This window comes from Neobacillus sp. DFD-2R (assembly GCF_057747865.1).
This window is the reverse complement of record NZ_CM173228.1, coordinates 756,061-778,524: the sequence shown is the minus strand read 5'-3', so window position 1 is coordinate 778,524 and position 22,464 is coordinate 756,061. Positions and strand designations below refer to the sequence as shown.

The 22,464-nt window shown below is 41.5% G+C and carries 22 protein-coding genes; 4 read left to right on the top strand and 18 right to left on the bottom strand.

Going from position 1 to position 22,464, the window contains the following annotated elements:
- Window position 1 precedes the first annotated feature (1 nt).
- From hisD to hprK, 8 genes are all read right to left on the bottom strand, one after another.
- Entirely contained in the window at window positions 2-1,273 is a 1,272-nt protein-coding gene (gene hisD, locus AC3ANV_RS03685) for a histidinol dehydrogenase (protein WP_488312330.1), read from the bottom strand.
- Window position 1,274: 1 nt separating this feature from the next.
- Window positions 1,275-1,913 carry an ATP phosphoribosyltransferase gene (hisG, locus tag AC3ANV_RS03680; protein WP_488312329.1) on the bottom strand — a complete coding sequence of 213 codons (639 nt, stop codon included), beginning with the start codon at window positions 1,911-1,913 and terminating at the stop codon, window positions 1,275-1,277.
- Entirely contained in the window at window positions 1,906-3,090 is a 1,185-nt protein-coding gene (locus AC3ANV_RS03675; RefSeq protein WP_488314123.1) for an ATP phosphoribosyltransferase regulatory subunit, read from the bottom strand. Before AC3ANV_RS03675 ends, hisG begins: the two co-directional genes overlap by 8 nt.
- A 197-nt stretch (window positions 3,091-3,287) precedes the next feature.
- A complete protein-coding gene (locus tag AC3ANV_RS03670; RefSeq protein WP_488312328.1) occupies window positions 3,288-3,821 on the bottom strand; it encodes an acyltransferase in 534 nt (177 codons plus the stop codon).
- Window positions 3,822-3,826: 5 nt separating this feature from the next.
- Window positions 3,827-4,471, bottom strand: a complete 645-nt coding sequence (gene ppaX, locus AC3ANV_RS03665; protein ID WP_488312327.1) for a pyrophosphatase PpaX — start codon at window positions 4,469-4,471, stop codon at window positions 3,827-3,829.
- Complete coding sequence (locus tag AC3ANV_RS03660) at window positions 4,440-5,408, bottom strand: nucleoside recognition domain-containing protein (RefSeq protein WP_488312326.1); 969 nt, start codon at window positions 5,406-5,408, stop codon at window positions 4,440-4,442. Before AC3ANV_RS03660 ends, ppaX begins: the two co-directional genes overlap by 32 nt.
- Window positions 5,409-5,424: 16 nt before the next feature.
- Complete coding sequence (lgt, locus tag AC3ANV_RS03655) at window positions 5,425-6,252, bottom strand: prolipoprotein diacylglyceryl transferase (protein ID WP_488312325.1); 828 nt, start codon at window positions 6,250-6,252, stop codon at window positions 5,425-5,427.
- 22 nt (window positions 6,253-6,274) lie between these two features.
- Window positions 6,275-7,210, bottom strand: a complete 936-nt coding sequence (gene hprK, locus AC3ANV_RS03650) for an HPr(Ser) kinase/phosphatase (protein ID WP_488312324.1) — start codon at window positions 7,208-7,210, stop codon at window positions 6,275-6,277.
- Between the two features lie 260 nt (window positions 7,211-7,470).
- Between hprK and nagA the strand changes: the two genes are divergently transcribed.
- The 3 genes from nagA to AC3ANV_RS03635 are packed head-to-tail and all read left to right on the top strand — an operon-like array spanning window position 7,471 to window position 10,134.
- A complete protein-coding gene (nagA, locus tag AC3ANV_RS03645) occupies window positions 7,471-8,649 on the top strand; it encodes an N-acetylglucosamine-6-phosphate deacetylase (protein WP_488312323.1) in 1,179 nt (392 codons plus the stop codon).
- A 6-nt stretch (window positions 8,650-8,655) separates the two neighbouring features.
- On the top strand, window positions 8,656-9,381 hold the full coding sequence (gene nagB / locus AC3ANV_RS03640) for a glucosamine-6-phosphate deaminase (protein WP_488314122.1): 726 nt from the start codon (window positions 8,656-8,658) through the stop codon (window positions 9,379-9,381).
- Between the two features lie 27 nt (window positions 9,382-9,408).
- Window positions 9,409-10,134 carry a GntR family transcriptional regulator gene (locus tag AC3ANV_RS03635; protein ID WP_488312322.1) on the top strand — a complete coding sequence of 242 codons (726 nt, stop codon included), beginning with the start codon at window positions 9,409-9,411 and terminating at the stop codon, window positions 10,132-10,134.
- Window positions 10,135-10,157: 23 nt separating this feature from the next.
- Here AC3ANV_RS03635 and AC3ANV_RS03630 read toward each other — a convergent pair whose 3' ends face one another.
- The 6 genes from AC3ANV_RS03630 to AC3ANV_RS03605 all read right to left on the bottom strand — a co-directional run bounded on the left by AC3ANV_RS03630 (window position 10,158) and on the right by AC3ANV_RS03605 (window position 17,887).
- On the bottom strand, window positions 10,158-10,523 hold the full coding sequence (locus AC3ANV_RS03630; protein WP_488312321.1) for a phage holin family protein: 366 nt from the start codon (window positions 10,521-10,523) through the stop codon (window positions 10,158-10,160).
- Between the two features lie 11 nt (window positions 10,524-10,534).
- Window positions 10,535-11,656, bottom strand: a complete 1,122-nt coding sequence (locus AC3ANV_RS03625; RefSeq protein ID WP_488312320.1) for a DUF4097 family beta strand repeat-containing protein — start codon at window positions 11,654-11,656, stop codon at window positions 10,535-10,537.
- Window positions 11,657-12,008: 352 nt separating this feature from the next.
- Complete coding sequence (gene uvrA, locus AC3ANV_RS03620; RefSeq protein ID WP_488312319.1) at window positions 12,009-14,885, bottom strand: excinuclease ABC subunit UvrA; 2,877 nt, start codon at window positions 14,883-14,885, stop codon at window positions 12,009-12,011.
- Window positions 14,886-14,892: 7 nt separating this feature from the next.
- Window positions 14,893-16,872 carry an excinuclease ABC subunit UvrB gene (uvrB, locus tag AC3ANV_RS03615; RefSeq protein ID WP_488312318.1) on the bottom strand — a complete coding sequence of 660 codons (1,980 nt, stop codon included), beginning with the start codon at window positions 16,870-16,872 and terminating at the stop codon, window positions 14,893-14,895.
- Between the two features lie 228 nt (window positions 16,873-17,100).
- Entirely contained in the window at window positions 17,101-17,334 is a 234-nt protein-coding gene (locus tag AC3ANV_RS03610) for a CsbA family protein (protein ID WP_488312317.1), read from the bottom strand.
- A gap of 331 nt (window positions 17,335-17,665) precedes the next feature.
- A complete protein-coding gene (locus tag AC3ANV_RS03605) occupies window positions 17,666-17,887 on the bottom strand; it encodes a hypothetical protein (RefSeq protein ID WP_488312316.1) in 222 nt (73 codons plus the stop codon).
- Window positions 17,888-18,075: 188 nt separating this feature from the next.
- Here AC3ANV_RS03605 and AC3ANV_RS03600 point away from each other — a divergent pair, with 188 nt between their 5' ends.
- A complete protein-coding gene (locus AC3ANV_RS03600) occupies window positions 18,076-18,945 on the top strand; it encodes a DUF2935 domain-containing protein (RefSeq protein WP_488314121.1) in 870 nt (289 codons plus the stop codon).
- A gap of 87 nt (window positions 18,946-19,032) precedes the next feature.
- Here AC3ANV_RS03600 and AC3ANV_RS03595 read toward each other — a convergent pair whose 3' ends face one another.
- The 4 genes from AC3ANV_RS03595 to AC3ANV_RS03580 form a co-directional block, all read right to left on the bottom strand.
- Window positions 19,033-19,407, bottom strand: a complete 375-nt coding sequence (locus AC3ANV_RS03595; RefSeq protein ID WP_488312315.1) for a hypothetical protein — start codon at window positions 19,405-19,407, stop codon at window positions 19,033-19,035.
- A 23-nt stretch (window positions 19,408-19,430) separates the two neighbouring features.
- Window positions 19,431-20,909 (bottom strand): FTR1 family iron permease, encoded by a 1,479-nt coding sequence (locus AC3ANV_RS03590; protein ID WP_488312314.1) that lies wholly within the window; start codon window positions 20,907-20,909, stop codon window positions 19,431-19,433.
- A gap of 171 nt (window positions 20,910-21,080) precedes the next feature.
- Window positions 21,081-21,662 (bottom strand): 5' nucleotidase, NT5C type, encoded by a 582-nt coding sequence (locus AC3ANV_RS03585; RefSeq protein WP_488312313.1) that lies wholly within the window; start codon window positions 21,660-21,662, stop codon window positions 21,081-21,083.
- A 1-nt stretch (window position 21,663) separates the two neighbouring features.
- Window positions 21,664-22,407 (bottom strand): GTP cyclohydrolase II, encoded by a 744-nt coding sequence (locus AC3ANV_RS03580; RefSeq protein ID WP_488312312.1) that lies wholly within the window; start codon window positions 22,405-22,407, stop codon window positions 21,664-21,666.
- Window positions 22,408-22,464: the final 57 nt, after the last annotated feature.

The window sequence follows — 22,464 nt, the reverse complement described above, 5'->3', positions numbered from 1 at the left end:
CTTAGTCTTTTTTCAACCTTATCTCCACAGCCCTTGCATGTGCTTCGAGACCTTCCATGCGGGCAAATTCTGCAATTTTTGCTGCATTCTCTTTTAAAGCTTTTTCACTGTAGACAATGACGCTTGATTTTTTTTGAAAATCATCGACATTAAGCGGACTTGAAAAACGAGCGGTACCGTTTGTTGGTAAGACATGGTTAGGGCCGGCAAAATAATCGCCAACAGGTTCCGAGCTATAACGCCCAATAAAAATCGCTCCGGCGTGGCGAATTTTCCCGAGAAGCTCCATTGCATTTTCAGTTATGACCTCCAGATGCTCCGGGGCTAGACTATTAACGGTTTCTACCGCTTCCTCAATGGTGTTAGTGACATAAATAACACCATAATCCTCAATGGAACGGGCCGCAATTTCTTTTCTCGGTAAAACGGCAAGCTGTTTTTCCACTTCTGAGGCAACCTCCTGCGCCAAACGCATTGAAGGAGTTACTAAAACACTGCAGGCACGCACATCATGCTCGGCCTGCGATAACAGGTCAGCGGCTATTTCCTCAGCTCTTGCCGTTTCATCGGCTAGAACCGCAATTTCACTTGGCCCGGCAATCATATCAATATCGACATCACCAAAGACCTCTCGTTTTGCCAAAGCGACATAAATATTTCCCGGTCCGGTAATTTTATCAACTGACGCAATCGACTCGGTTCCATAAGCGAGAGCGGCAATTGCTTGGGCACCGCCTACCTTATAGATTTCTTCAACACCGGCTTCTTTTGCAGCGACTAATACAGCAGCAGGTAATTTACCTTCTGTATCTGAAGGAGACACCATAACAATTCTTTTTACTCCCGCCACCTTCGCGGGAATGACATTCATCAAAACCGAGGATGGGTATGCTGCGGTTCCGCCCGGCACATAGACACCGACTGAATCAAGCGCGGTGATTTTTTGACCAAGAATCGTTCCGTTTTCTTCCGTGGTCATCCAGGATGGACGAAGCTGTTTTTCATGGAAAATGCGGATATTTTCCGCTGCTTCACGAACAATTGATACAAACCGCTCATCCACTTGCTTATATGCTTCCGTATATTCACTTTCCGTTACCATGAATGAGGACAGCAGGACACGATCGAATTTCTCCGTATACTCTCTTATAGCCGCGTCACCCCTGGCGCGAACATCGGAAATAATCTGTTTGACGATCGTCTGCTGCTCCTCTGTGCCCGCTTCAATCGAGCGCTTTATTGAGGCTAGCTCCTCCACTTGCAGTATTTTCATATTATATAACCTCCAATGAAACTACTTCACTTAGCCGGGCTACAAGGTCATTTATCGTTTTATCTTTTATCCGGTAGCTGACCGGATTTACGATTAACCTCGAAGTGACATCGACAATCCGTTCATATTCCACAAGTCCGTTTTCCACTAGCGTTCGTCCCGTTGAAACAATATCAACAATCCGGTCTGCCAGCCCAATGATGGGGGCAAGCTCGATTGATCCATTTAATTTAATAATTTCAACCTGTTCTCCTTGCTGCCGGAAATAGGCCTCCGCAACATTTGGGTATTTGGTTGCGATTTTCGGAGCAACATCGTTCATTTTTGTATTCGGTAAGCCAGCTACCGCCAGATAGCAGCTACTGATCCGTAAATCGAGAAGCTCATAAACGTCCCTTTCCTCCTCGAGCATAACATCCTTACCAGCGATCCCGATATCCGCCACTCCATGTTCAACATAAGTAGGGACATCTGTTGGTTTTGCTAAAATAAACCGAAGCCCTTCCGCTTCAATCTCAATAATTAATTTCCTTGATTCATCGAATTCAGGAGGCAGCAGATAACCTGCTTTTCTTAGTAATTCGACTGCCTCTTCAAAAATTCTTCCCTTTGGCATCGCAATCGTTAAAATTTCACTCATCTGCTGGCTCCTTTCCTGCTTTCCCGATTAAATAAGTGGTATCAGCAAATTTTTTAGTAAAAGCATCGAGATTTTTCACGCCGTTAATGTCTTGAAGAACAACGCGCCGCCCTTCTTCATGCATTTTTTCCGCTAAGCGAAATGCTTCCTTTCTTCGTTCTTGGCTAAAAAGAATGCAATTGGCGGTATTGATTTCTGTCATGTCCCCGAGAGACTCTAAAAGCCGGTCAATCCGAACAGCAAAGCCGGTAGCACTTGCTTTTTTCCCAAACTTCTCTATTAAACTGTATCTGCCGCCATTGCCGATTGGAAAGCCGACCTTATCGGCATAAACTTCAAATAAAATTCCTGAATAGTAACTCATATGGCTGACAAGGGTGAAATCAAATTTCACTTGATCCTGCACATTATAGTCATTAAGAACATCCCACAATTCCTTAAGCTGAACAATCGCTTGCTTGCCCTGCTCATTTTCGATAATATCAAGGGCCTTGCCGATAACTTCCTCGCCGCCTCTTAACTCAAGGAATTGAAGAAGCCTTTGTTTATCAATCGAGGATAACGAGAGGGAATTGACATGCTCCCGGTAGCCTACATAGTTTTTTTCATATAAAAATCTTCTTAAGCTGTCTGCCCGTTCATCCGTCCCTAATATTTGCAAAAATAACTCCTGAGCAAAGCTTATATGGCCAATTGAAACTTGAAAATGGCGTAAGCCTGCTTCTTTTAAAGAAGAAACCAATAACGAAATAACTTCGCCATCGCTTGAGACTGTTTCGTCATTGATACATTCGACGCCGATTTGTTCAAACTCTGCCGGCCTGCCACCTTCACGCTGCTGAGCACGAAATACATTAGCAGCATAGGCTAACCTTAGCGGCAGATCTTCCTGTAACAGCTTAGAAGCCGCTACACGGGCAATGGGCGTGGTCATTTCGGGCCTTAAGACCAAAGTATGACCCTCTTTATCGAGTAATTTAAACAGCTGTGTATCAAGAATCGCAGATGCGTTCCCAACGGTTTCATAGTATTCAAGTGTCGGTGTTTCAATAAATTGATAGCCCCAGCGTTTAATCGCATCCTCCAAAAACGTGCGAACACGATGTTTTTTTTCATATAACTCCGGAAGCGTGTCTCTCATGCCTAATGGCTTTTCAAACATAAACAAGCGGCTCATCATGCTCATCCTTTATTTTTAGAATCCTTTAGTTTGCTAATATGGTAGAGAATTAAAGTATTATTTGTAGTTTACCTTCTTAAAAACCATACGTCAATTTATTTTTCCCATTTATCAATTAATTCCGCAGTATTTGTCATATTTTCCGCACCGGGCGGAATTTTGAATAAAACAAAAGCCCGGTTCAAAGACCGAGCTTACTCTGTTTTCCCATAAATCGGGTCATCTGCCCAACGATTTTGTAATTCTTCCTTTGTATAAATGACCTTCATCGGATTTCCTCCGACGAAGCATCCGGGTGGAACATCCTTATGGACAAGGGTACCGGCTGAGACAATTGCTCCATCCCCAATCGTCACACCCGGGAGAATCGTTGAATTGGCGCCGATCATGACTTCACTCCCGATTTCAACGGGCCCAAGCCGGTATTCTTTTATCAAATACTCATGTGCAAGGATCGTGGTATTGTAGCCAATTACAGTATTACGGCCCACACTGATTTTTTCCGGGAACATCACATCCGGCATTACCATTAAAGCAAAGGACGTTTGCTCGCCCACCTTAAGGCCCAGAAATGTCCGGTAAAGCCAATTTTTCATTCCTAAAAAGGGCGTGTAACGGGCAAGCTGGATGACAAGAAAATTTTTTACAACCTTCCAAAATGGGACAGTTTTGTAAACATGCCATAAGGAGTTCGCACCTTCAACCGGAAAGCGGGTCGTTTTCCTCATACTTCTCACTCTCCGAGAATGGGTAAGATGTCAGCCATATTCTCCAGAATATAATCTGGTTCGTACTTGGCAAGATATTCTCTGCCTTTAATAGACCAGGCACAACCGGCCGTTTTCGTTCCTGCATTTTTACCTGCCAAAATATCATGGTAATTATCACCAATCATAATCGCTTCCGACGGCGCTGACTCCAATTGTTCAAGCGCTTTAAAAATCGGTTCCGGGTCCGGCTTTGTCTTACTCACATGATCATAGGCGACAATCACTTCGAAAAAGGAGTCGAGTTTCATCAACCGGAGTCCTTTTAGCGTGACATCAAGGCGCTTGGTCGTGACAACTCCAAGCTTATAGCCCTTTTCCTTTAATAGCTCGATCGTTTCCAATACGCCTGCAAACTCTTTGACTAATCTGTCATGGTTCGCAATATTAAAAGTCCTATATTCAATAACCATTTCCTCCACCCGATCAGGATCAATGGTAGAAAATGCTTCATGGAGGGTAGGTCCCATAAACGGCAGGACATCCTCACGGCTGTACTTACCCGGATAATATCTATCAAGTGTGTGTAAATAGGTAGTAATAATTAACTCATTGGTATCGATTAAAGTCCCGTCCAAATCAAAGAGAATTGTCGTAATTTTGTTTGTCATAGCTTGCTTCCTTTCTGCTCATGGTGTCTGAACGCTTCCAAATCGTACTGACAACCAAAGTGATAATAACGGCTACCCCAAGCCGAATTAAAAACAATGGCCAAACGGGAATACCAAGCGGTACAAAGATTAACGTATCTTCAACAACCGCATGGCAGCCGACGAGGAAAACAAAGGCCAGCGTCAAATCTTTTTTACTAACCCCATCCTCTTTCACAGCTTGAATCATGACACCTGCTCCATAGGCCAGTCCAAAGAATAACCCGGCAGCCATCGTCATAGCCGTGTTTTCATTCATTCCCAGTTTTCGTATAACAGGTGCCAATCCCTTTGAAAACTTCTCAAGCCAGTTCAAATCCTTTAAGATTTGAATCACAATCATAAGCGGCATCACAATCATGGTAAGCTGTAAAATCCCAAGCACCGCTTTTTTAATCGCTTCTCCAATAATCGAAACGACTCCTGTCACATGCACTGTAGTTGTTTGGATCAAACCGTACTGTGCCGCATCGGAGCCGCCGTGCCATACGAGGTTAATGACCACAGCAGATAAAAGGGCGAGCCCTAGTCGTGTTGCTAAAACCACCCAAAGCTTTACGCCGGTTTTTACCGCCACGCCTGATTCAATGAATAAATTATGCGAAAACGACAGCATAATCGCTAAAATAAACACTTCTTTTACGGAAAAAGAAAGGGTAAGTATAGCGCCAATCGCTGCATATAAATTTAGGAAATTCCCTAACACCAGCGGTATTGCCGCATCCCCCGACAAGCCTAGCAGTTTCATAAGCGGAGCAATCATTTTTATTACCCACGGCAGGACAGGTGTATATTGCAGGACTGCTACGATGAGGGTAACGGGAAAAATAATTTTCCCTAAAGTCCATGTTGTTTTTAATCCAACGAAAAATCCCTTTTTCACTGAGCCAATCAGCATTTCTATTAGACCCCTTTTAATCGGTTACTTCTTGATTATCTAAATAACGCTCATCTGAAAGTCCTTTTTGTCGCCGATAAACGATAACGATAATGGCTCCAATGATCAAGACAATCGAGATGGCTTGAGCCATTCTCAGGCTGCTTGTCAGCATTAAACTATCCGTTCTCATTCCTTCCACGAAAAAACGGCCGATGGAATACCAAATGACATAAGAGAGGAAAAGCTCCCCGCGCCGTAAGTTCACGAAACGAAGTGAAATTAACAGAATAAAACCTGCAAAATCCCAGAGCGATTCATATAAAAATGTCGGATGATAATACGTTCCGTTTATATACATTTGATTGATTATAAAATTAGGTAAATGCAAGTTTTCAAGGAATTGCCGTGTTACTTCACGGCCATGGGCCTCCTGGTTCATAAAGTTTCCCCAGCGCCCAATGGCTTGACCAAGAATAAGGCTCGGAGCGGCAATATCGGTTATCTTCCAAAAAGGAATCCCTCGTTTTTTGGCAAAAACGTAGGTCGTAATTACCGAACCGATTAAGGCCCCGTGAATCGCAATCCCTCCATGCCAAATTTGGATTATTTCACCGGGATGATGCGCATAATACGTCCATTCAAAAATCACATAATAAATACGTGCTGAAATAATGGCAATGGGGATAGCCCATAGCATTAAGTCAGCAAAGGTATCCTTCGGCAGCCCTCTCTTATTCGCTTCCCTTATGGCAAGAAACAAAGCAAGTGCCAGACCTGATCCAATGATAATTCCATACCAGTGCACTTGAATCGGTCCCAGTGTAAAGGCAATGGGATTTAGCGGCTGTATCGTTTCCTTCATATTCACGTCTCCTTATTTTCCTTTAGATATCTTCATGTTCTCCATCTTCAATTACATCAGAAAGGCGGTCGGTAAATTGTTGTGCCGCATTCACGCCCATTCTTTTCAGGCGGAAATTCATGGCTGCTACTTCGATAATAACGGCCAGGTTTCGCCCCGGTCGAACAGGTACCGTCAGCTTGGTCACCTCGGCATCAATAATTTTCATTTTCTCTTCATCTAAACCAAGGCGGTCATACTGTTTTTTAGCATCCCAAATTTCAAGATTGATGACCAACGAAATCTTTTTATTACTGCGAACTGCCCCTGCACCAAACAGGGTCATCACATTGATGATACCTAAACCTCGTATTTCTAATAAATGTTCGATTAATTCCGGCGAATTCCCAACTAATGTGTCCAGGTCCTCTTGGCGGATTTCCACACAATCATCGGCAACAAGGCGGTGACCGCGTTTGACCAATTCCAACGCAGTTTCACTTTTACCTACACCGCTTTTTCCCGTTATTAAGACACCCACACCATAAATATCGACTAACACACCATGTACCGCAGTAGTCGGTGCCAGCTTACTTTCCAGGAAATTCGTTAAACGGCTCGAAAAACGGGTCGTTTTCATGTTCGCACGCAAAACCGGAACAGATTCCCGTTCCGATGCTTCGATAAGCTCTACAGGTACATTTAATCCTCTGGTGACAATGATTGCAGGCGTAACGTCCGTACAAAGGCGGTCCATTCTTGAGATCCGCTCAACTTCAGGAAGCTCTTCAAAAAAAGATAGTTCCGTTTTCCCTAATAGCTGGATTCGATCAGCCGGATAAAATTCAAAATATCCTGCAATTTCAATGCCGGGTCGGGAAATATCACTCATTGTGATTGGGCGGTTAATTCCCTCTTCCCCACTAATCAATTCAAGTTGAAATTTTTCATAAATATCTTTTGTACGTACTTTTGGCATGGATGCTTCCCCCTTATTTTTCGGGCTGTTTATAAAAAAGAATGAGTGCAAAAAATTTTATTTCCCCTTATTTTAGCATTTTTTAGTGTAGAACCAAATGAACTTGTCTCAAAATGTTCAAAATTAATACAATTTTCATTTTCAGGTAAAATTAAAGTGAATTATGCATTTTTGCGATGTGGTATAGACAACTATTCCACTTGAGCATATAATAAACAACAGATGCACCATTTATTCTTTTTGAAATGGAGATGAAGGACATGAACCTACTGATCATGGTCCCCGGAAATACAATTTTAGAAAAAGAAATGGCAGAAGCCATTTACATTTATATAGAAAACGGCAAAATTCATGAAATAGGTCCTATTAATGAAGTTCCCTCCCGTTTTCAAGAAGTAACGAAAATCGAGATTCCAAAAGAACACACTGTTATCCCCGGTTTTATTGATGTGCATATTCACGGTGCAGCCGGTGCAGATACAATGGATGCCACACCGGAAGCCTTGACAACAATAGCAAAAGCCCTTCCTGCCGAAGGGACAACAAGCTTTTTGGCCACAACGATTACCCAAAAACATGAAAATATTGAAAAGGCCCTGGCAAACGCTGCCGATTATTGCGGCATGGATAATGAGCCCGGGAAAGCAGAAGTGCTCGGTGTTCATTTAGAGGGGCCGTTTATTAATGTCAAACGGGCCGGTGCTCAGCCTAAAGAATACATTATTGATCCGGATGTTGAATTATTTCAGCACTGGCAACAGCTTGCAGCCGGAAAAATCAAATTAGTGACCGTTGCGCCCGAACTTGAGAACGGGACCGACTTTGTCCGTTACTTAAATGAAAATGGCGTAATTGCTTCCATTGGTCATTCAGACGCCATCTATGAAGAAGTGGAAACAGCCGTAAAGGCGGGAGCCAGGCAGGTAACCCATCTTTTTAATGGCATGCGCGGCCTTCACCACCGTGAACCGGGGGTAGCCGGATCAGCCCTTTTGTTTAAAGAATTAATGGTGGAATTGATAGCAGACGGCATCCACGTCAGACCGGAAATCATCAAGCTGGTGATTGATTCCAAAGGTGCAGACGGAATGATCTTGATTACCGATGCAATGAGAGCCAAATGTCTAAAAAGCGGCATCTACGATCTTGGCGGACAAGACGTGTCCGTTGCCGATGGAAAGGCGCTGCTTGCCGACGGTACCTTAGCCGGCAGCATATTAAAAATGAATGATTCTTTAAAAAATACAATGGAATTTGCACAAGTTTCACTTGTTAACGCAGTACAAATGGCCAGTGTTAATCCGGCAAAGCAATTAAAGGTCTTTGACCGTAAAGGAAGTATCTCACCGGGAAAAGATGCAGATTTAACGATCTTAACCAATGACTATCAAGTCGATTTAACCATTTGCCGTGGGGAAATCGCTTATAAACGGGGGTAAATCATGATGAACATCATACGTGTTGCTAACTATGAAGAAATGAGTATCGAGGCCGGTAAGCTTATCTCTGAAAAAGTCAGGGCTAATCCAAGCATGACCCTGGGACTGGCAACAGGCAGTACACCGCAGGGGTTTTATCAATATTTAATAAAAGACCATGTAACGAACGGAACATCTTATAAAAACATTAAATCAATCAATTTGGATGAATATATCGGTCTTCCTGCCAGCGATCCCAATAGCTACCATTACTTCATGCGAAAAAATTTATTTGATCAGGTCGATATTGCCTCCGGTAACACCCATATTCCAAACGGAGCGGCAAACGATTTGGCTGAGGAATGTGTCCGTTATGAAAACTTAATTAAAGATATCGGCGGTATTGACCTTCAAATTTTGGGTATTGGTCAAAATGGCCATATTGGTTTTAATGAGCCCGGAACCTCCTTTCATAGCCGGACCCATGTGGTCGCACTTGCCAAAAATACGCTTGAAGCCAATGCCAGATTTTTTGCAAAGCTTGAGGATGTACCAACACATGCCCTGACGATGGGGATTGCGAGTATTCTCGATAGCAGGGAAATATTCTTGCTGGCATCAGGAACGGCGAAAGCAAATGCTGTGGCACGCCTATTTAATGAAGGGATAAGTGAGGATTTTCCGGCATCTGCTCTAAAACAACATCAAAAAGTCACTATCATTGCTGATGACGATGCATTAAAATATATTTAATGTGTTTTTAAAGAAGGAGAATGGACGATGATTAATAAAAATTCACCTATTCCCATCTACCATCAGCTTGAAGAATATATTAAGCAACAAATTGACCGTGGAGAACTGAAGGAAGATGAAAGCATACCGTCTGAACGGGAATTTGCGGAAAGGTTCGAAATCAGCCGCATGACCGTTAGGCAAGCAATCAATAATTTAGTGATGGATGGCTATTTATATCGGCAAAAAGGTCGCGGAACGTTTGTTAATAAAAAGAAGGTTGAGCAAGAACTCCAGGGAATGACAAGCTTTACCGAGGACATGTTATCAAGAGGCATGAAACCGAGCAACAAGCTTCTTTCATTTCAAATAATCCCTGCCGACCCAAAAATTGCATTGCAACTATTAATCACTGAAAATGACTTAGTATACAAAATTAAGCGGATTCGTTTAGCTGACGGTTTTCCGATGGCACTTGAAACGGCCTATATTCCGGTGAGCATTGTTCCGGGTCTAACCGAGGAAAATAGCAGCCAGTCCCTCTACCGTTATATTGAGGAAAATTTATCTCTTTCCATCAGTGAAGCGAAACAGGAAATAGAGGCTTCGATTGCCAATAGCGCAGAGGCCGAAGATTTAGCCATTACTGAAGGGGCACCGATCCTGTTAATGGTGCGAACCTCCTATCTTCAAGACGGAACGCCATTTGAACTAGTATTATCCTCATTCCGGGCCGACCGTTACCGGTTTATTCATACGATGAAAAGATTATAAAGAATAGCGCAGGAATGCCTGCGCTATTTTTTACGATATTTTGATGGTTCGAGAATCGTCTTTTGTATGATTAGATTAACAATCGACATGATCATAGTAACCATCAGGGCCATCCCAAAACCATTAATCTCGAAGGATGCTCCCATTAATACGTCCGTAAGTTCGAGAGTGATTGCATTAATCACAAACAAAAAAAGACCTAGAGTTAAAATTGTTACAGGTAAGGTAAATAAAATAAGAATCGGACGGACCAAAAGATTAAGGATGGATAACAGGAAGCTTGCCTCAAGGGCAGCTGTGAATCCAGTTAGCTGAAAGCTTTCATGAAAATAACCCGCAAGCGCCATAAACAATACAGCATTGATCAAAACTCCGATTAGCCATCTCATATGTGATTCCCCTATTTAAAAGTCCGAACTCCATCTGATTTATGAATCGTGATCGAGCCTGTTTTTGTATCGGCAAATACCTTCAACATCCTCTCAGGATGATTGACTGATTGAAAGCGAAGCAATTTTTGAATCATTTCACTTTTCTCCTCAAGAATTTGAATTCCCTCCAGCTTTATATTAAAGCCGCCCAAATTGGTCTTTAACTCGCCATTAACAGGGATCCCCTCGGGAACAAACAAATCAATGGTTCCGGTTGTTGCTTTTGCCGAAATCAATTCACTGCGATTCCCGTTAAGATTGTAGGTGATATTGCCATTAAATGTCTGCGTCTCAATTTTTTTAAAATCACCATCCAGTTTAATCGCGCCATTAATGGTTTCCGCTTCGAGATCATCGAACAGGCTGCTTAGTATTTTAATAGAACCATTCGCTGTTTCGATTTCTGCCCGATTTCCTTTCATTCGATTGAGCTTGATTTTTCCATTGGCCGTTTTGACACGAAAATCGCCTACATTCAAATCTTCTCCCGAAATCGCTCCATTAAACATGCGGACGCGGGCTTTTGTATATTGTGATCTTGGAACATAAATAACAGCATCTACCTTCATCCATTTTTGCTGCGTCATAAAGCGCAATTTCTGTCCCTCTATCGCGAAAATCACATCTTTTAAAAAGTTTTGCCGGGCTTGTTCAGGTGTATCGACGCGATAAACCTTAGCCTGGCACTCAATCCGAACATCGTTTTGATCCCATGCGGCGACCCTTAATGATCCATTCGCGACATCAATATCCATTTCCGTCAAATAAACTTCGCTATGATGGAAAATATGGGAAATTTCCACAGATTGGCCAAAATTTAAATCCAGATCAAAATCTTTAATTTTTTTCAATGCAGAATCAACAAATTCAAAAATTTTCTCTTTTGTCGACTGAAATTTCCCATTAACCGTTTCTTCTTTTTTTGCTTCCTCAAATTTGACAGCCGTAGATAGTTCATTGATGATTTGCTCCTGCTTTTGCTCCATCGTTTGCTGTGCCTTTTCCAATTCTTCAAGCAATGATAATGCCTCGTCGACCTTCAATTTTCCTTCTTCGACCATTTTTAAAATCCGCTTTCGTTCCTCTTTCATCTTTTCCACCTCAAAAAATTAATTTTCCTTCTCTTCAGCTTATTCATGTTTTAGAGTCTTTACGCCTTTGATTATGTTCAAGATGAAATCGCCAATACTATTTATTTACGAAAAAGAGATTCGAAAGTTTCGTATTTTTATATTGAACAGGGTAATTCTTTAGATTGGATCCTAGTTTAAGCGAATTCCGCAGGTTTGATTGGTTATTCCGCTTGGATCGTAAAGGATTCCGCGGAATGAGCAGTTAATTCCGCCCTACTTTGCAATATTCCCGCCGACTTGAAGCTAAATTCCGCGAACATCTATTTTTTATCAGCTTTTTACCGTAAAAAAAAGCCAAAACCCAAAGGTTTTAGCTCTTTACACTCAATTCTTTTTCATCCATAAGCTTTTTCATTCTTAATCGATCCCGTTCAAGAATTGGCTTTAAATATTTACCTGTATACGATGCAGAAACTTCAGCGACTTTTTCCGGTGTACCGGTTGCGACGATGGTACCGCCTTTATCGCCGCCTTCCGGGCCAAGGTCTACAATATAGTCGGCAGCTTTAATGACATCGAGATTATGCTCGATTACAAGCACCGTATCACCATTTTCAACCAAACGCTGCAAAACAACCAGCAGCCGTGAAATATCATCAACATGGAGTCCTGTTGTTGGTTCATCCAAAATATAGAACGAACGGCCGGTTGAGCGACGGTGCAGTTCGGATGCCAGCTTTACACGCTGCGCTTCCCCTCCCGATAATGTCGTAGCCGGCTGCCCTAAGGTAATATATCCAAGTCCAACATCTAAGATCGTTTGAAGCTTGCGGCTGATTTTTGGAATGTTCTCGAAAAATCCAACTGCAGCCTCAACGGTCATATCAAGGATTTCAGAAATATTCTTCCCTTTGTACTTCACTTCCAGCGTTTCACGGTTATAACGTTTCCCATGGCAGACTTCGCACGGAACATATACATCAGGTAAAAAATGCATTTCAATTTTGATAATCCCATCACCCCGGCAGGCCTCACAGCGGCCGCCCTTAACATTAAAGCTGAAGCGTCCTTTCTTATAGCCGCGAACCTTGGCCTCATTGGTTGACGCAAACACATCACGAACGTCATCAAATACACCTGTGTAGGTTGCAGGGTTTGAACGCGGCGTTCTCCCGATTGGCGACTGGTCAATATCAATGACTTTTTCCAGATAATCAATTCCTTTAATGCTCTTATGCTCTCCCGGTTTACTTTTCGCATGGTGAAGCTTTTGCGCAAGCGATTTATGGAGAATTTCATTGATAAGCGTACTTTTCCCTGACCCCGAAACACCGGTAATCGCAATAAACATTCCGAGCGGGAGCTTAACACTGACATTTTTTAAATTGTTCTCGGAGGCGCCTTTTATCTCAATAAACCGTCCGTCTGACTTACGGCGTTCTATTGGCAGCGGAATGAACTTTTTCCCTGACAGGTACTGGCCTGTCAGCGAATTCGGATCCGCCATCACCTCTTCAGGAGTACCGGCGGAAACAATTTCTCCGCCATGTATTCCTGCACCCGGTCCAATATCAATCAAATAATCGGCCGCCATCATTGTATCCTCATCATGCTCCACTACAATCAAGGTGTTCCCGATTTCGCGCATGCTTTTTAATGTCCCGATCAAGCGGTCGTTATCACGTTGATGAAGACCGATTGACGGCTCATCGAGAATGTATAATACCCCTGTTAACCGTGAGCCGATTTGTGTTGCAAGGCGAATCCGCTGCGCCTCACCCCCGGAGAGCGTCCCCGCGGCACGGCTTAAAGTTAAATAATCAAGGCCGACATTAATTAAAAAGCCGAGACGCTCACTGATTTCACGGAAAATCAGTTTAGCAATTTTCATTTCTTTTTCCGATAAGTCTAACCCGGCAAAGAATTGATGAGCTTCTTCAATTGAAAGGTTGGTCAATTGTGAGATATGGCGGCCCGAAATCAACACCGCAAGGCTTTCCTTTTTCAAACGATAGCCCTTACAGGTTGGGCACGGCTGTTGGCCCATATATTTTTCCATTTGTTCGCGAATAAAATCGGAACTCGTTTCCTTATAACGGCGCTCAACATTTCTGATGACACCTTCAAATTCAATATGACCTTCTCTAATTTGACCAAAATCGTTCTCATAGCGGAAATAGATTTTTTCACGTCCGGAACCATATAAAACTTTTTCCAGAAGATTCTCGGGGATATCCTTAACAGGGATATCCATTTCAATTCCATAATGGCTACAAACAGCCTCAAGGAGCTGTGGATAGTACTGTGAGCTGGTTGGCTCCCATGGGGCTATCGCATGCTGCTTGAGTGTCAGGTCCTTATTCGGAACGACAAGGTCAAGATCGACCTCAAGCTTGGAGCCAAGCCCATCACATTCCGGGCAGGCACCGAACGGGCTATTGAAGGAAAACATCCTCGGCTCTAGCTCACCAATGGAAAAACCACAATGTGGACAGGCATGGTTTTCACTAAACAGCAGTTCTTCCTCGCCAATGACATCCACAATTACCTTTCCCTCACCAAGTCCTAATGCGGTTTCAAGGGAATCGGCAACCCGTGATGCCACCCCTTCCTTGACGACAATCCGGTCAACAACCACTTCAATCGAATGCTTTTTATTTTTTTCTAATTCAATTTCATCGCCGATGTCCATCATTTCTCCGTCAACACGGACACGGACAAAGCCTTGTTTTTTAATATCTTCAAAGACTTTGACATGCGTTCCTTTCCTTCCCGAAACAACAGGGGCGAGGATTTGCATTTTTGTTCGTTCCGGATATTCTAAAATCCGGTCGACCATCTGTTCAATTGTTTGGGAGGAAATTTCAATCCCGTGGATTGGACATGTTGGATGCCCTACTCTAGCAAACAATAATCGCAAATAATCATAAATTTCCGTCACCGTCCCGACCGTAGAGCGAGGGTTACGGCTTGTCGTTTTTTGATCAATCGAAATTGCCGGCGATAGGCCTTCAATCGCATCAACATCGGGTTTATCCATCTGACCGAGAAATTGCCGGGCGTATGCTGAAAGGGATTCAACATAACGGCGCTGACCTTCAGCATAGATCGTATCAAATGCGAGCGAGGATTTCCCTGAACCGGAAAGTCCCGTTAAGACAACAAGTTTATCTCTGGGGATCGTGACATCAATATTTTTTAAATTGTGGGCTCTAGCGCCTTTTACAATCAGTTTATCCATTGCCATATATACGTTATCCTTCCGCTTTCAACTCTAAAATGAGATCGCGAAGCTCTGCGGCACGCTCAAAATTAAGCGCCTTGGCTTCGACTTTCATTTCTTTTTCCATATTAGCAATAAGCTTTTCTTTTTCCTTTTTCGACATCTTGCCGAATGATTTCGCCGGTTTGTACTCTTCCTGCTCTTCGGCAGCATGGGTGGCACGAATGACATCGCGTATATCTTTTTGAATCGTTTTAGGAGTAATTCCATGCTTCCGGTTGTATTCCTCCTGAATCACACGGCGACGTTTCGTTTCACTAATCGCCAATTCCATCGAATTCGTCATCCGGTCCGCATACATGATTACCTGCCCATTCGCATTACGCGCAGCCCGGCCAATCGTTTGAATTAACGATCGTTCCGAACGAAGGAAGCCTTCTTTATCAGCATCAAGTATCGTTACAAGTGAAACTTCGGGAATATCAAGACCCTCACGGAGCAGGTTAATTCCGACAAGAACATCATATTTTCCGAGGCGCAGTTCTCTGATAATCTCGATCCGCTCAAGTGTTTTGACTTCCGAATGCAGATACTGGACTTTAATTCCGATTTCTTTCAGGTAATCCGTTAAATCCTCAGACATTTTTTTCGTCAAGGTTGTTACAAGCACACGTTCGTTTTTCTTCACTCTATCCTGTATTTCACCAATCAGGTCATCGATTTGACCTTCTATTGGCCGTACCTCAATCGTAGGATCAAGCAGTCCTGTCGGGCGAATGATTTGTTGAATCATTTCCGGTGTATGCTCCAGCTCATAAGGACCGGGAGTAGCCGAAACATAAATAATATTGGAAATATGCTTTTCAAATTCATCAAAGGTCAATGGACGATTGTCGAGAGCTGAGGGGAGACGGAAGCCATGCTCAACTAAAACTCCTTTCCGTGCCTTGTCACCATTGAACATTCCCCTTATTTGCGGCAGGGTAACATGCGACTCGTCAATTACCATAAGAAAATCATCAGGAAAATAATCCAGCAAGGTGTACGGTGTCGAACCCGCCTCTCTTAACGTTAAATGGCGGGAGTAATTTTCAATGCCCGAGCAAAAGCCCATTTCCCGCATCATTTCCAGATCATAGCGGGTCCGCTGTTCAAGTCTTTGTGCTTCAAGCAATTTATTTTGTTCCCGAAGAACGGCAAGACGTTCCTCCAGTTCTTTTTCAATATTTGCGATGGCAATGCGCATCTTTTCTTCTCTGGTAACGAAGTGGGATGCCGGGAAAATCGCTACATGTTCCCGTTCGCCAATGATTTCTCCTGTAAGTGCATCAACCTCACGAATCCGATCAATTTCATCACCAAAAAATTCAACTCGGATACAATGTTCATCGCGGGAAGCGGGAAAGATTTCAACCACATCGCCGCGGACCCGAAACGTTCCGCGCTTGAAATCAATATCATTTCGATCATATTGGATATCGACTAACCGATGCAGCAGCTGATTCCGCTCAACCTCCATACCGGTACGGAGAGAAAGCACCAGCTCCCGATACTCCTCCGGCGATCCGAGACCATAGATACAAGACACACTGGCAATGACAATGACATCCTTCCTTTCAAATAAGGAAGAGGTCGCCGAGTGGCGCAGTTTATCAATTTCATCGTTAATGCTGGCATCTTTTTCAATAAAGGTATCGGTCTGGGGGACATAGGCTTCAGGTTGGAAATAATCATAGTAGCTGACAAAGTACTCAACAGCATTGTTTGGAAAAAAATCCTTAAATTCGCTATAGAGCTGGCCCGCTAATGTTTTATTGTGTGCGATGACGAGCGTTGGCTTGTTAATTTCCTTAATCACGTTCGAAACGGTAAATGTCTTACCCGTTCCGGTTGCACCGAGAAGGGTCTGGTGCCGCTTATTTTGATGGATTCCGTCGACTAATTGGCGAATTGCTTCGGGCTGATCACCTTGAGGAGAGTATTTTGAAACTAATTCAAATTGGTCCTTCACGCAAACTTCCTCCTGAAAAAAATAGGATTCTTCTATTATTGACATTTTTCAACTTTGAAAACTAGAAAACGTTCAAGAATGGAGCTAAAAAAAACTTCTGTCTAATTCATATTACCATTTTAACACAAATCCCCAATAACTAACCAATAATATGCGAACGAGTATTCGATTTTTTTAAAAACAAAAAAGCCTGCCTCTTTTCCGGCAGACCTGGAGTTATATAGTTTATTAGCTTTTCTTTAAGGCTCTTTGTTTCATTTTTGCAGCTAAGGCAAAACCGGCGGTTAAGGAAAAAGCATCAATGACAATAAGCAGGAATGTGTTTGTATAACCTTTATAAACAGATGCAGCAATAAGTCCGACGGTTAACGCAAGACCGATAACCCGATTATAAGTGACCCTTGTAAAAAGTAACACGAGCAAACCTGGCATAATCAGTGCCGATAAATATTCAATGACCAACGGGTACACCTCATTCATTGATTTCTGTTTATTAATTTTAAAAATTAATTCATAAAATTGCAATAAAAATTTCATATTTTGTTCTTGAAATATTCTGAGAAAGATTTATTATGCAGAATCAATTAAATTTGTTGGCAATTGTAGGCTTTCGAAACCCAAAAGTAAGTGCAGCTAGATTCTTACTATTAATGACAACAATATCCTCTTTACTTCTTTTAAATCTCTTAGTAGACATACGTTTATCATTACTGATTATATCAAATGAAAAGGCTGACTCAAAAGTGCCGTTTGTAAACGGCCTTTTGAGTCAGCCTCGTCTATTATATATCCCCTATAAAGTAAATCTGCGTCCAGTCAATAAACTGAAAAGCGCAATAATTAAAGCAATGCGAATTGCCAATCTAACTCTGCGACCTCTAACTCTAGTTGATAAAATTAAATTGTCGCTTCCGACATATTCAAGTGTACCTGTAAATGTTCCATTACTAGTGATAACTTCTACTTCTTCTCCTACTAGTTCAGATGCAAAGCGCATAAAATCTTGTTTGCTCATTTTAGCTATCATCTCCTTTCTATTCTATTAAATGAATTTTTTCTCATCATGATTGGGTATTTGTAGGACAAGCAATAAAATTTTTAAAGATTGCTTGAATACGACATAACTAGAAAAATTGAAAATAAAATATATTGGAGTGTGTTTACGAGGGAGGGAGAAAATTGGTTAATCAAGGGTACACTGGAATGGATTCAGACAATCAAATGTTAATTGCCCCTGAAACTTTTGCCGCACCACCTGAATCATTAACCGAACAACTGTTTATTGAACGATCTTTAACTGAGAATAGATTCTGGTTACGAATTATGAAGGAGCATTCCTATTTTTTAAATGAAGGCTTCGATCGAAATGATAAGCATCTTATTCAGCAAACGGAACGGTTTTATTACTATTTTCAGGAGCAGGAAAAAAGAGCCTATCAGACCCCAAATAATGTCACGGCAGTCCGTAAGTTAAATGAAGATTCCATACAACTTGTCTTAGGATTAAGGAATTTCAAACGGAATCTACTCATCCTGATTATTAATTGTAAAGTGAAAGGTTTTAACTTCCCTCTCCTCGTCGATCATATCGCCCGGGAAGCGGAATATTTTATGAGAACATTGAAAAAGTTCAATGAAGGAATATTGGACCCAATCCAGGATGCGATAATTAAGGAAAATGTGTTTTGGCTCAAGATTATGATGGAGCATTCACGTTTTATTGCTTCACTGCTCGATCAATCTGAACGAAATTTAGTTTTTCAAGCAAGGAAGTTTGGTGACGATTTTGAAGTTCTGCTTAACCAGGCTAGGGACGTTGAATCGATGTTATATAAGAAAAGCCCAACCTATCCGATAATTGGAAAACTGAATAAGGATAGTGAAAATGCCACACATGAACTGCGTAATTTTAAACAAGCAGGACTGGATTTAATAAAAAGCTGTCAAATCAAAAGTGTCATCGACCCGCTATTAGCAGACCATGTTGTAAGGGAAGCGGACCATTTCCTCAGTATGATCCATGTTTTGGAAGAGAGGTTAAAAGTAAAGCAACAGGAGTCGCAAAATAGGTAAAATGAAGAAGAGACTTGCGAACAGTCTCTTCTTTTTCCTATTAGCCAAAAAAAGGGTGTCTCGTTAAAGACTCCCTTTTTTATGGTTTTATTTTGTTTTAGCGGCTAACTCTTTCAATGCATCAGTAAGCTGACCGTTTAAGGTACTTAACGCATTTTTATCCAGTGGAGTTGCTTGTGAGCCGGCAATCGTTGGATCAAGATATTGTTCAACTTTGGCGTAAAGGTCTTTGTTATCTTTTTTTACATCATCTTCAAATGTTTTCCATTGATCTTCTAACTTTGGTCCCACTTGTTTTACCTTTGCTTGGTCACCGCTATCAATTGCTTTTGATAATTGTCCTGTGGTATCCAACATTTTATTAACGCCTTCGGATACCTTACTATTATTGGATCCGCAACCTGCTAAAACTAAAACACTTCCAAGAACGATTGCTAGAACGAATGAGGTCAACTTTTTCATTGTTATTTTCCAACTTTCTATTTTTAATTATTGTTTGCTGTAATAAATTTTTTGCTTTTCAATTTCTTAGCTAAAATTACCATGATGGCACCGAGAACAAGAACGACTTGAGGGATGGCACTTTCCCATGAAGGATACAAAGCAAAGAACTCGATACTTGGTACACTTTCAGCATGTGTCGTTGGAAGAAGTCCCGCTAATTGTAAGCTGTGAATCCCCATGCCGGTAAACTTTAGACATAGATAAAACACGATAACACTGGATACCAAAAAGAATGGACGTAATGGTAATTTCAATCCTACAAAGACCATCAGGTAAGCTAAAATACCAAGTATCCCTGCTCCAATAAGAAATCCGATTAAAAGAGCCGACAGCTTGATTTGGCTCGCCATACCGATATAAAATAATACGGTTTCTGTGCCTTCACGGAATACCGCCAGAAAGGCAAGAACGCCTAATGAGACAAGCTTTCCGGTGGTTAATGCCGTTTGGCTTTTTTCACGAATATACCGATTCCAGTCGGCAATATTGGATTGGCTATGAAGCCAATAGCTCATATACAATAGCATGACTGCCGCAAATACTCCTGTCCAGCCGGCAATCAGAGCATTGTTGTTACCAAATGCACCGGAGGAAATAACAAACTTAACGATAACAGCAAGGATCACACTGACGCCCAATCCTCCCAGAACACCGGCCCAAATCCAGGCTTTTCCTTTGGCTTCTCCGGATTTTTTCACGAATGACATGAGGGCAATGACGACTAGTAATGCTTCCAAACCTTCACGAATGAGGATCATCGCTGCATCCCAATAGGTGTATTCCGATTTATTAGCTAAGGGTGTAAGGTATTTTATCATGTTATCAATCGTTTCATTTGCTTGCTTATAATTTGGCGGATTAGCTGCGAGCATCGCTTGGATCGTAACCAAGTCTCTTTCCGAGTCACTGTAAACGGAAGCAGATTGGGCTACTACTACTCCTTCTACGCTTAACCAGCTGTCACTTGCCTTTTTAATGCTTGCCAGAGCTTGCGTTTGATTTTGGTTACTTACTTCTTTTTTCGTTTGTTGGAGAAGGAGAATAAAATCATCTAATGAAATATCTTCTTTCTTAAATCCAGCTTCTTTAGGGTATCCCCCGTTTGCCACTTTTTCATTTACAGCCTTTAAACCCTGAAGTGCTTGTAAAACCTGGTCTTGTTTTTTTAAGGTTAAGGCATAAACTACTTTTCCCATATTTGATTCAATATCCCGATAAGCAGTTGCTGAATCATCTTTTATCCCTGATTCAATTTCCAACCAGGTTTTATTAAAATGATCATATGCCTTCTGTGCTCCGGAAAGGTCTCCTTTCGAAGCAAAGTCGATCGCTTGGTCAATCGATACCTCAGCCTTCTTAATATCTTCACCGGATGTTCCGGCAGCTAATGCAGGATTATGTATTCCAAATCCGATTATTAATAGAAGGATAGATATTTTAACTAGTAGATTTTTACCCATAAGCTCCCCCTTGATGAAACATGTATTGTTTATGCTAATTGATAACGAATTTCAATATCATCTTCTTATTTATTATTCTATTTCCAATGATAATGATTGTCAATTAGAGATTTTGTTTTTTTGTTACATAAATGTGAACTCTTTTTTAATAATGGAAAAAGGCCTGGCGATTCACCGGACCTTTTGCTCGTCTAAATGAATAATTTCCTTTAAATCCGTCCAATGCAAAATACGGGGTAAATTTAAATGGCGATTATAGGATTGATCCTTAACAACTACCTTTAAAGATTCATTTAAAAGTGTATTTAGTACTTCAGGTTTATCATCAAAATAATAATCGAGTTTTAAATTTTTGATAATTTGAAGCTTTTCATGGTCTTGCATTCCATAGAAAAATTTTTCATCTTGAACTGGAAAACCCTGCGCTTTTAACCATTCCTTTGTCCGTTCCCCATGTACCTTCGGTCTTGCTGTTATATAGTAAATTTCATGCCCTTGTTTATCTAATTCCTGTAACGTTTCAACAGCACTCGGATATGGCGGACAAGATGTATAATAGATTTCCTCTAATGAACTGTTCCACATTTCTTTGCCTTGTTCGTCTGTTAAGCCAAACGGTTCATGGATTTCGACTTTATTTAAGGCTTGAAAAACATCAAGTCCGATGTTTTTGCCCAAATTCTTATTGTAGATATGAAAAGCATGTTCCCTCAGATTAATTAAGGTATCATCAATATCGAAACCAAATCTCATCTTAAACCTCCTCATTTTTTAAATGACCAGAACGATTTATTTTTGTCTGGAGGTATTTTTCGTTATACTCTGAAACATCTCCCCATAAGGGTTTTCTTCCGGATACAGGTAAGCCGGAGCTTTTTAAGGCCGCTAGTTTTTTCGGATTATTTGTCATCAGTGTTACCGGTTTAGACCGCAATGCTTTAAGAACTTGAATGGCATCACTATAGTTTCTGGAATCATCCACAAAACCCAGCCCTTGATTGGCCTCGACGGTATCATAACCATTTTCCTGAAGAATGTAGGCCATCGCCTTGCTAAATAATCCAATTCCCCGTCCTTCGTGGTTAGCTAAATAAAATAACGCTCCGGTTCCGTGATCAACAATCATTTTCATTGACTGTTTTAATTGAAAGCCGCAATCGCATCTTTTACTGCCAAATATATCACCTGTATGACAGATAGAATGCATTCTTATAATGGCATCCTCTCCATATTCAAAGTCTCCATATACTAAAACGCTTGATTGTTGATATTCCGCTAAATTGACGGAGGATAATTTATCAATGATCCTTTCAAAATCCTCGGTTACTTCATTACAATTCAACCAGCAATACCATTGAAAGATGACCGTTTCCCCGTACAAATTTACAGGAAGCCGGATAGGCCCTACTAAATAAATAGCCCCTTTTTCCGTTTTAATTAATTTGATTTTATCCTCTAATAAAGAAAGAACTTTTGAGTTCAATTTGGTTTGTTTCATTATTTATTCCCCCTTTTCATATAGTTTGGTGTTTTAAAAATTTTTCATTCTATTTCT

What these genes read in the sequence shown, in the direction of transcription:
- hisD (WP_488312330.1), bottom strand. Translation starts at nt 1,273, where the DNA reads ATGAAAATACTGCAAGTGGAGGAGCTAGCCTCAATAAAGCGCTCGATT.
- hisG (WP_488312329.1), bottom strand. Translation starts at nt 1,913, where the DNA reads ATGAGTGAAATTTTAACGATTGCGATGCCAAAGGGAAGAATTTTTGAA.
- AC3ANV_RS03675 (WP_488314123.1), bottom strand. Translation starts at nt 3,090, where the DNA reads ATGAGCCGCTTGTTTATGTTTGAAAAGCCATTAGGCATGAGAGACACG.
- AC3ANV_RS03670 (WP_488312328.1), bottom strand. Translation starts at nt 3,821, where the DNA reads ATGAGGAAAACGACCCGCTTTCCGGTTGAAGGTGCGAACTCCTTATGG.
- ppaX (WP_488312327.1), bottom strand. Translation starts at nt 4,471, where the DNA reads ATGACAAACAAAATTACGACAATTCTCTTTGATTTGGACGGGACTTTA.
- AC3ANV_RS03660 (WP_488312326.1), bottom strand. Translation starts at nt 5,408, where the DNA reads ATGCTGATTGGCTCAGTGAAAAAGGGATTTTTCGTTGGATTAAAAACA.
- lgt (WP_488312325.1), bottom strand. Translation starts at nt 6,252, where the DNA reads ATGAAGGAAACGATACAGCCGCTAAATCCCATTGCCTTTACACTGGGA.
- hprK (WP_488312324.1), bottom strand. Translation starts at nt 7,210, where the DNA reads ATGCCAAAAGTACGTACAAAAGATATTTATGAAAAATTTCAACTTGAA.
- nagA (WP_488312323.1), top strand. Translation starts at nt 7,471, where the DNA reads ATGAACCTACTGATCATGGTCCCCGGAAATACAATTTTAGAAAAAGAA.
- nagB (WP_488314122.1), top strand. Translation starts at nt 8,656, where the DNA reads ATGAACATCATACGTGTTGCTAACTATGAAGAAATGAGTATCGAGGCC.
- AC3ANV_RS03635 (WP_488312322.1), top strand. Translation starts at nt 9,409, where the DNA reads ATGATTAATAAAAATTCACCTATTCCCATCTACCATCAGCTTGAAGAA.
- AC3ANV_RS03630 (WP_488312321.1), bottom strand. Translation starts at nt 10,523, where the DNA reads ATGAGATGGCTAATCGGAGTTTTGATCAATGCTGTATTGTTTATGGCG.
- AC3ANV_RS03625 (WP_488312320.1), bottom strand. Translation starts at nt 11,656, where the DNA reads ATGAAAGAGGAACGAAAGCGGATTTTAAAAATGGTCGAAGAAGGAAAA.
- uvrA (WP_488312319.1), bottom strand. Translation starts at nt 14,885, where the DNA reads ATGGCAATGGATAAACTGATTGTAAAAGGCGCTAGAGCCCACAATTTA.
- AC3ANV_RS03605 (WP_488312316.1), bottom strand. Translation starts at nt 17,887, where the DNA reads ATGAGCAAACAAGATTTTATGCGCTTTGCATCTGAACTAGTAGGAGAA.
- AC3ANV_RS03600 (WP_488314121.1), top strand. Translation starts at nt 18,076, where the DNA reads ATGGATTCAGACAATCAAATGTTAATTGCCCCTGAAACTTTTGCCGCA.
- AC3ANV_RS03595 (WP_488312315.1), bottom strand. Translation starts at nt 19,407, where the DNA reads ATGAAAAAGTTGACCTCATTCGTTCTAGCAATCGTTCTTGGAAGTGTT.
- AC3ANV_RS03590 (WP_488312314.1), bottom strand. Translation starts at nt 20,909, where the DNA reads ATGGGTAAAAATCTACTAGTTAAAATATCTATCCTTCTATTAATAATC.
- AC3ANV_RS03585 (WP_488312313.1), bottom strand. Translation starts at nt 21,662, where the DNA reads ATGAGATTTGGTTTCGATATTGATGATACCTTAATTAATCTGAGGGAA.
- AC3ANV_RS03580 (WP_488312312.1), bottom strand. Translation starts at nt 22,407, where the DNA reads ATGAAACAAACCAAATTGAACTCAAAAGTTCTTTCTTTATTAGAGGAT.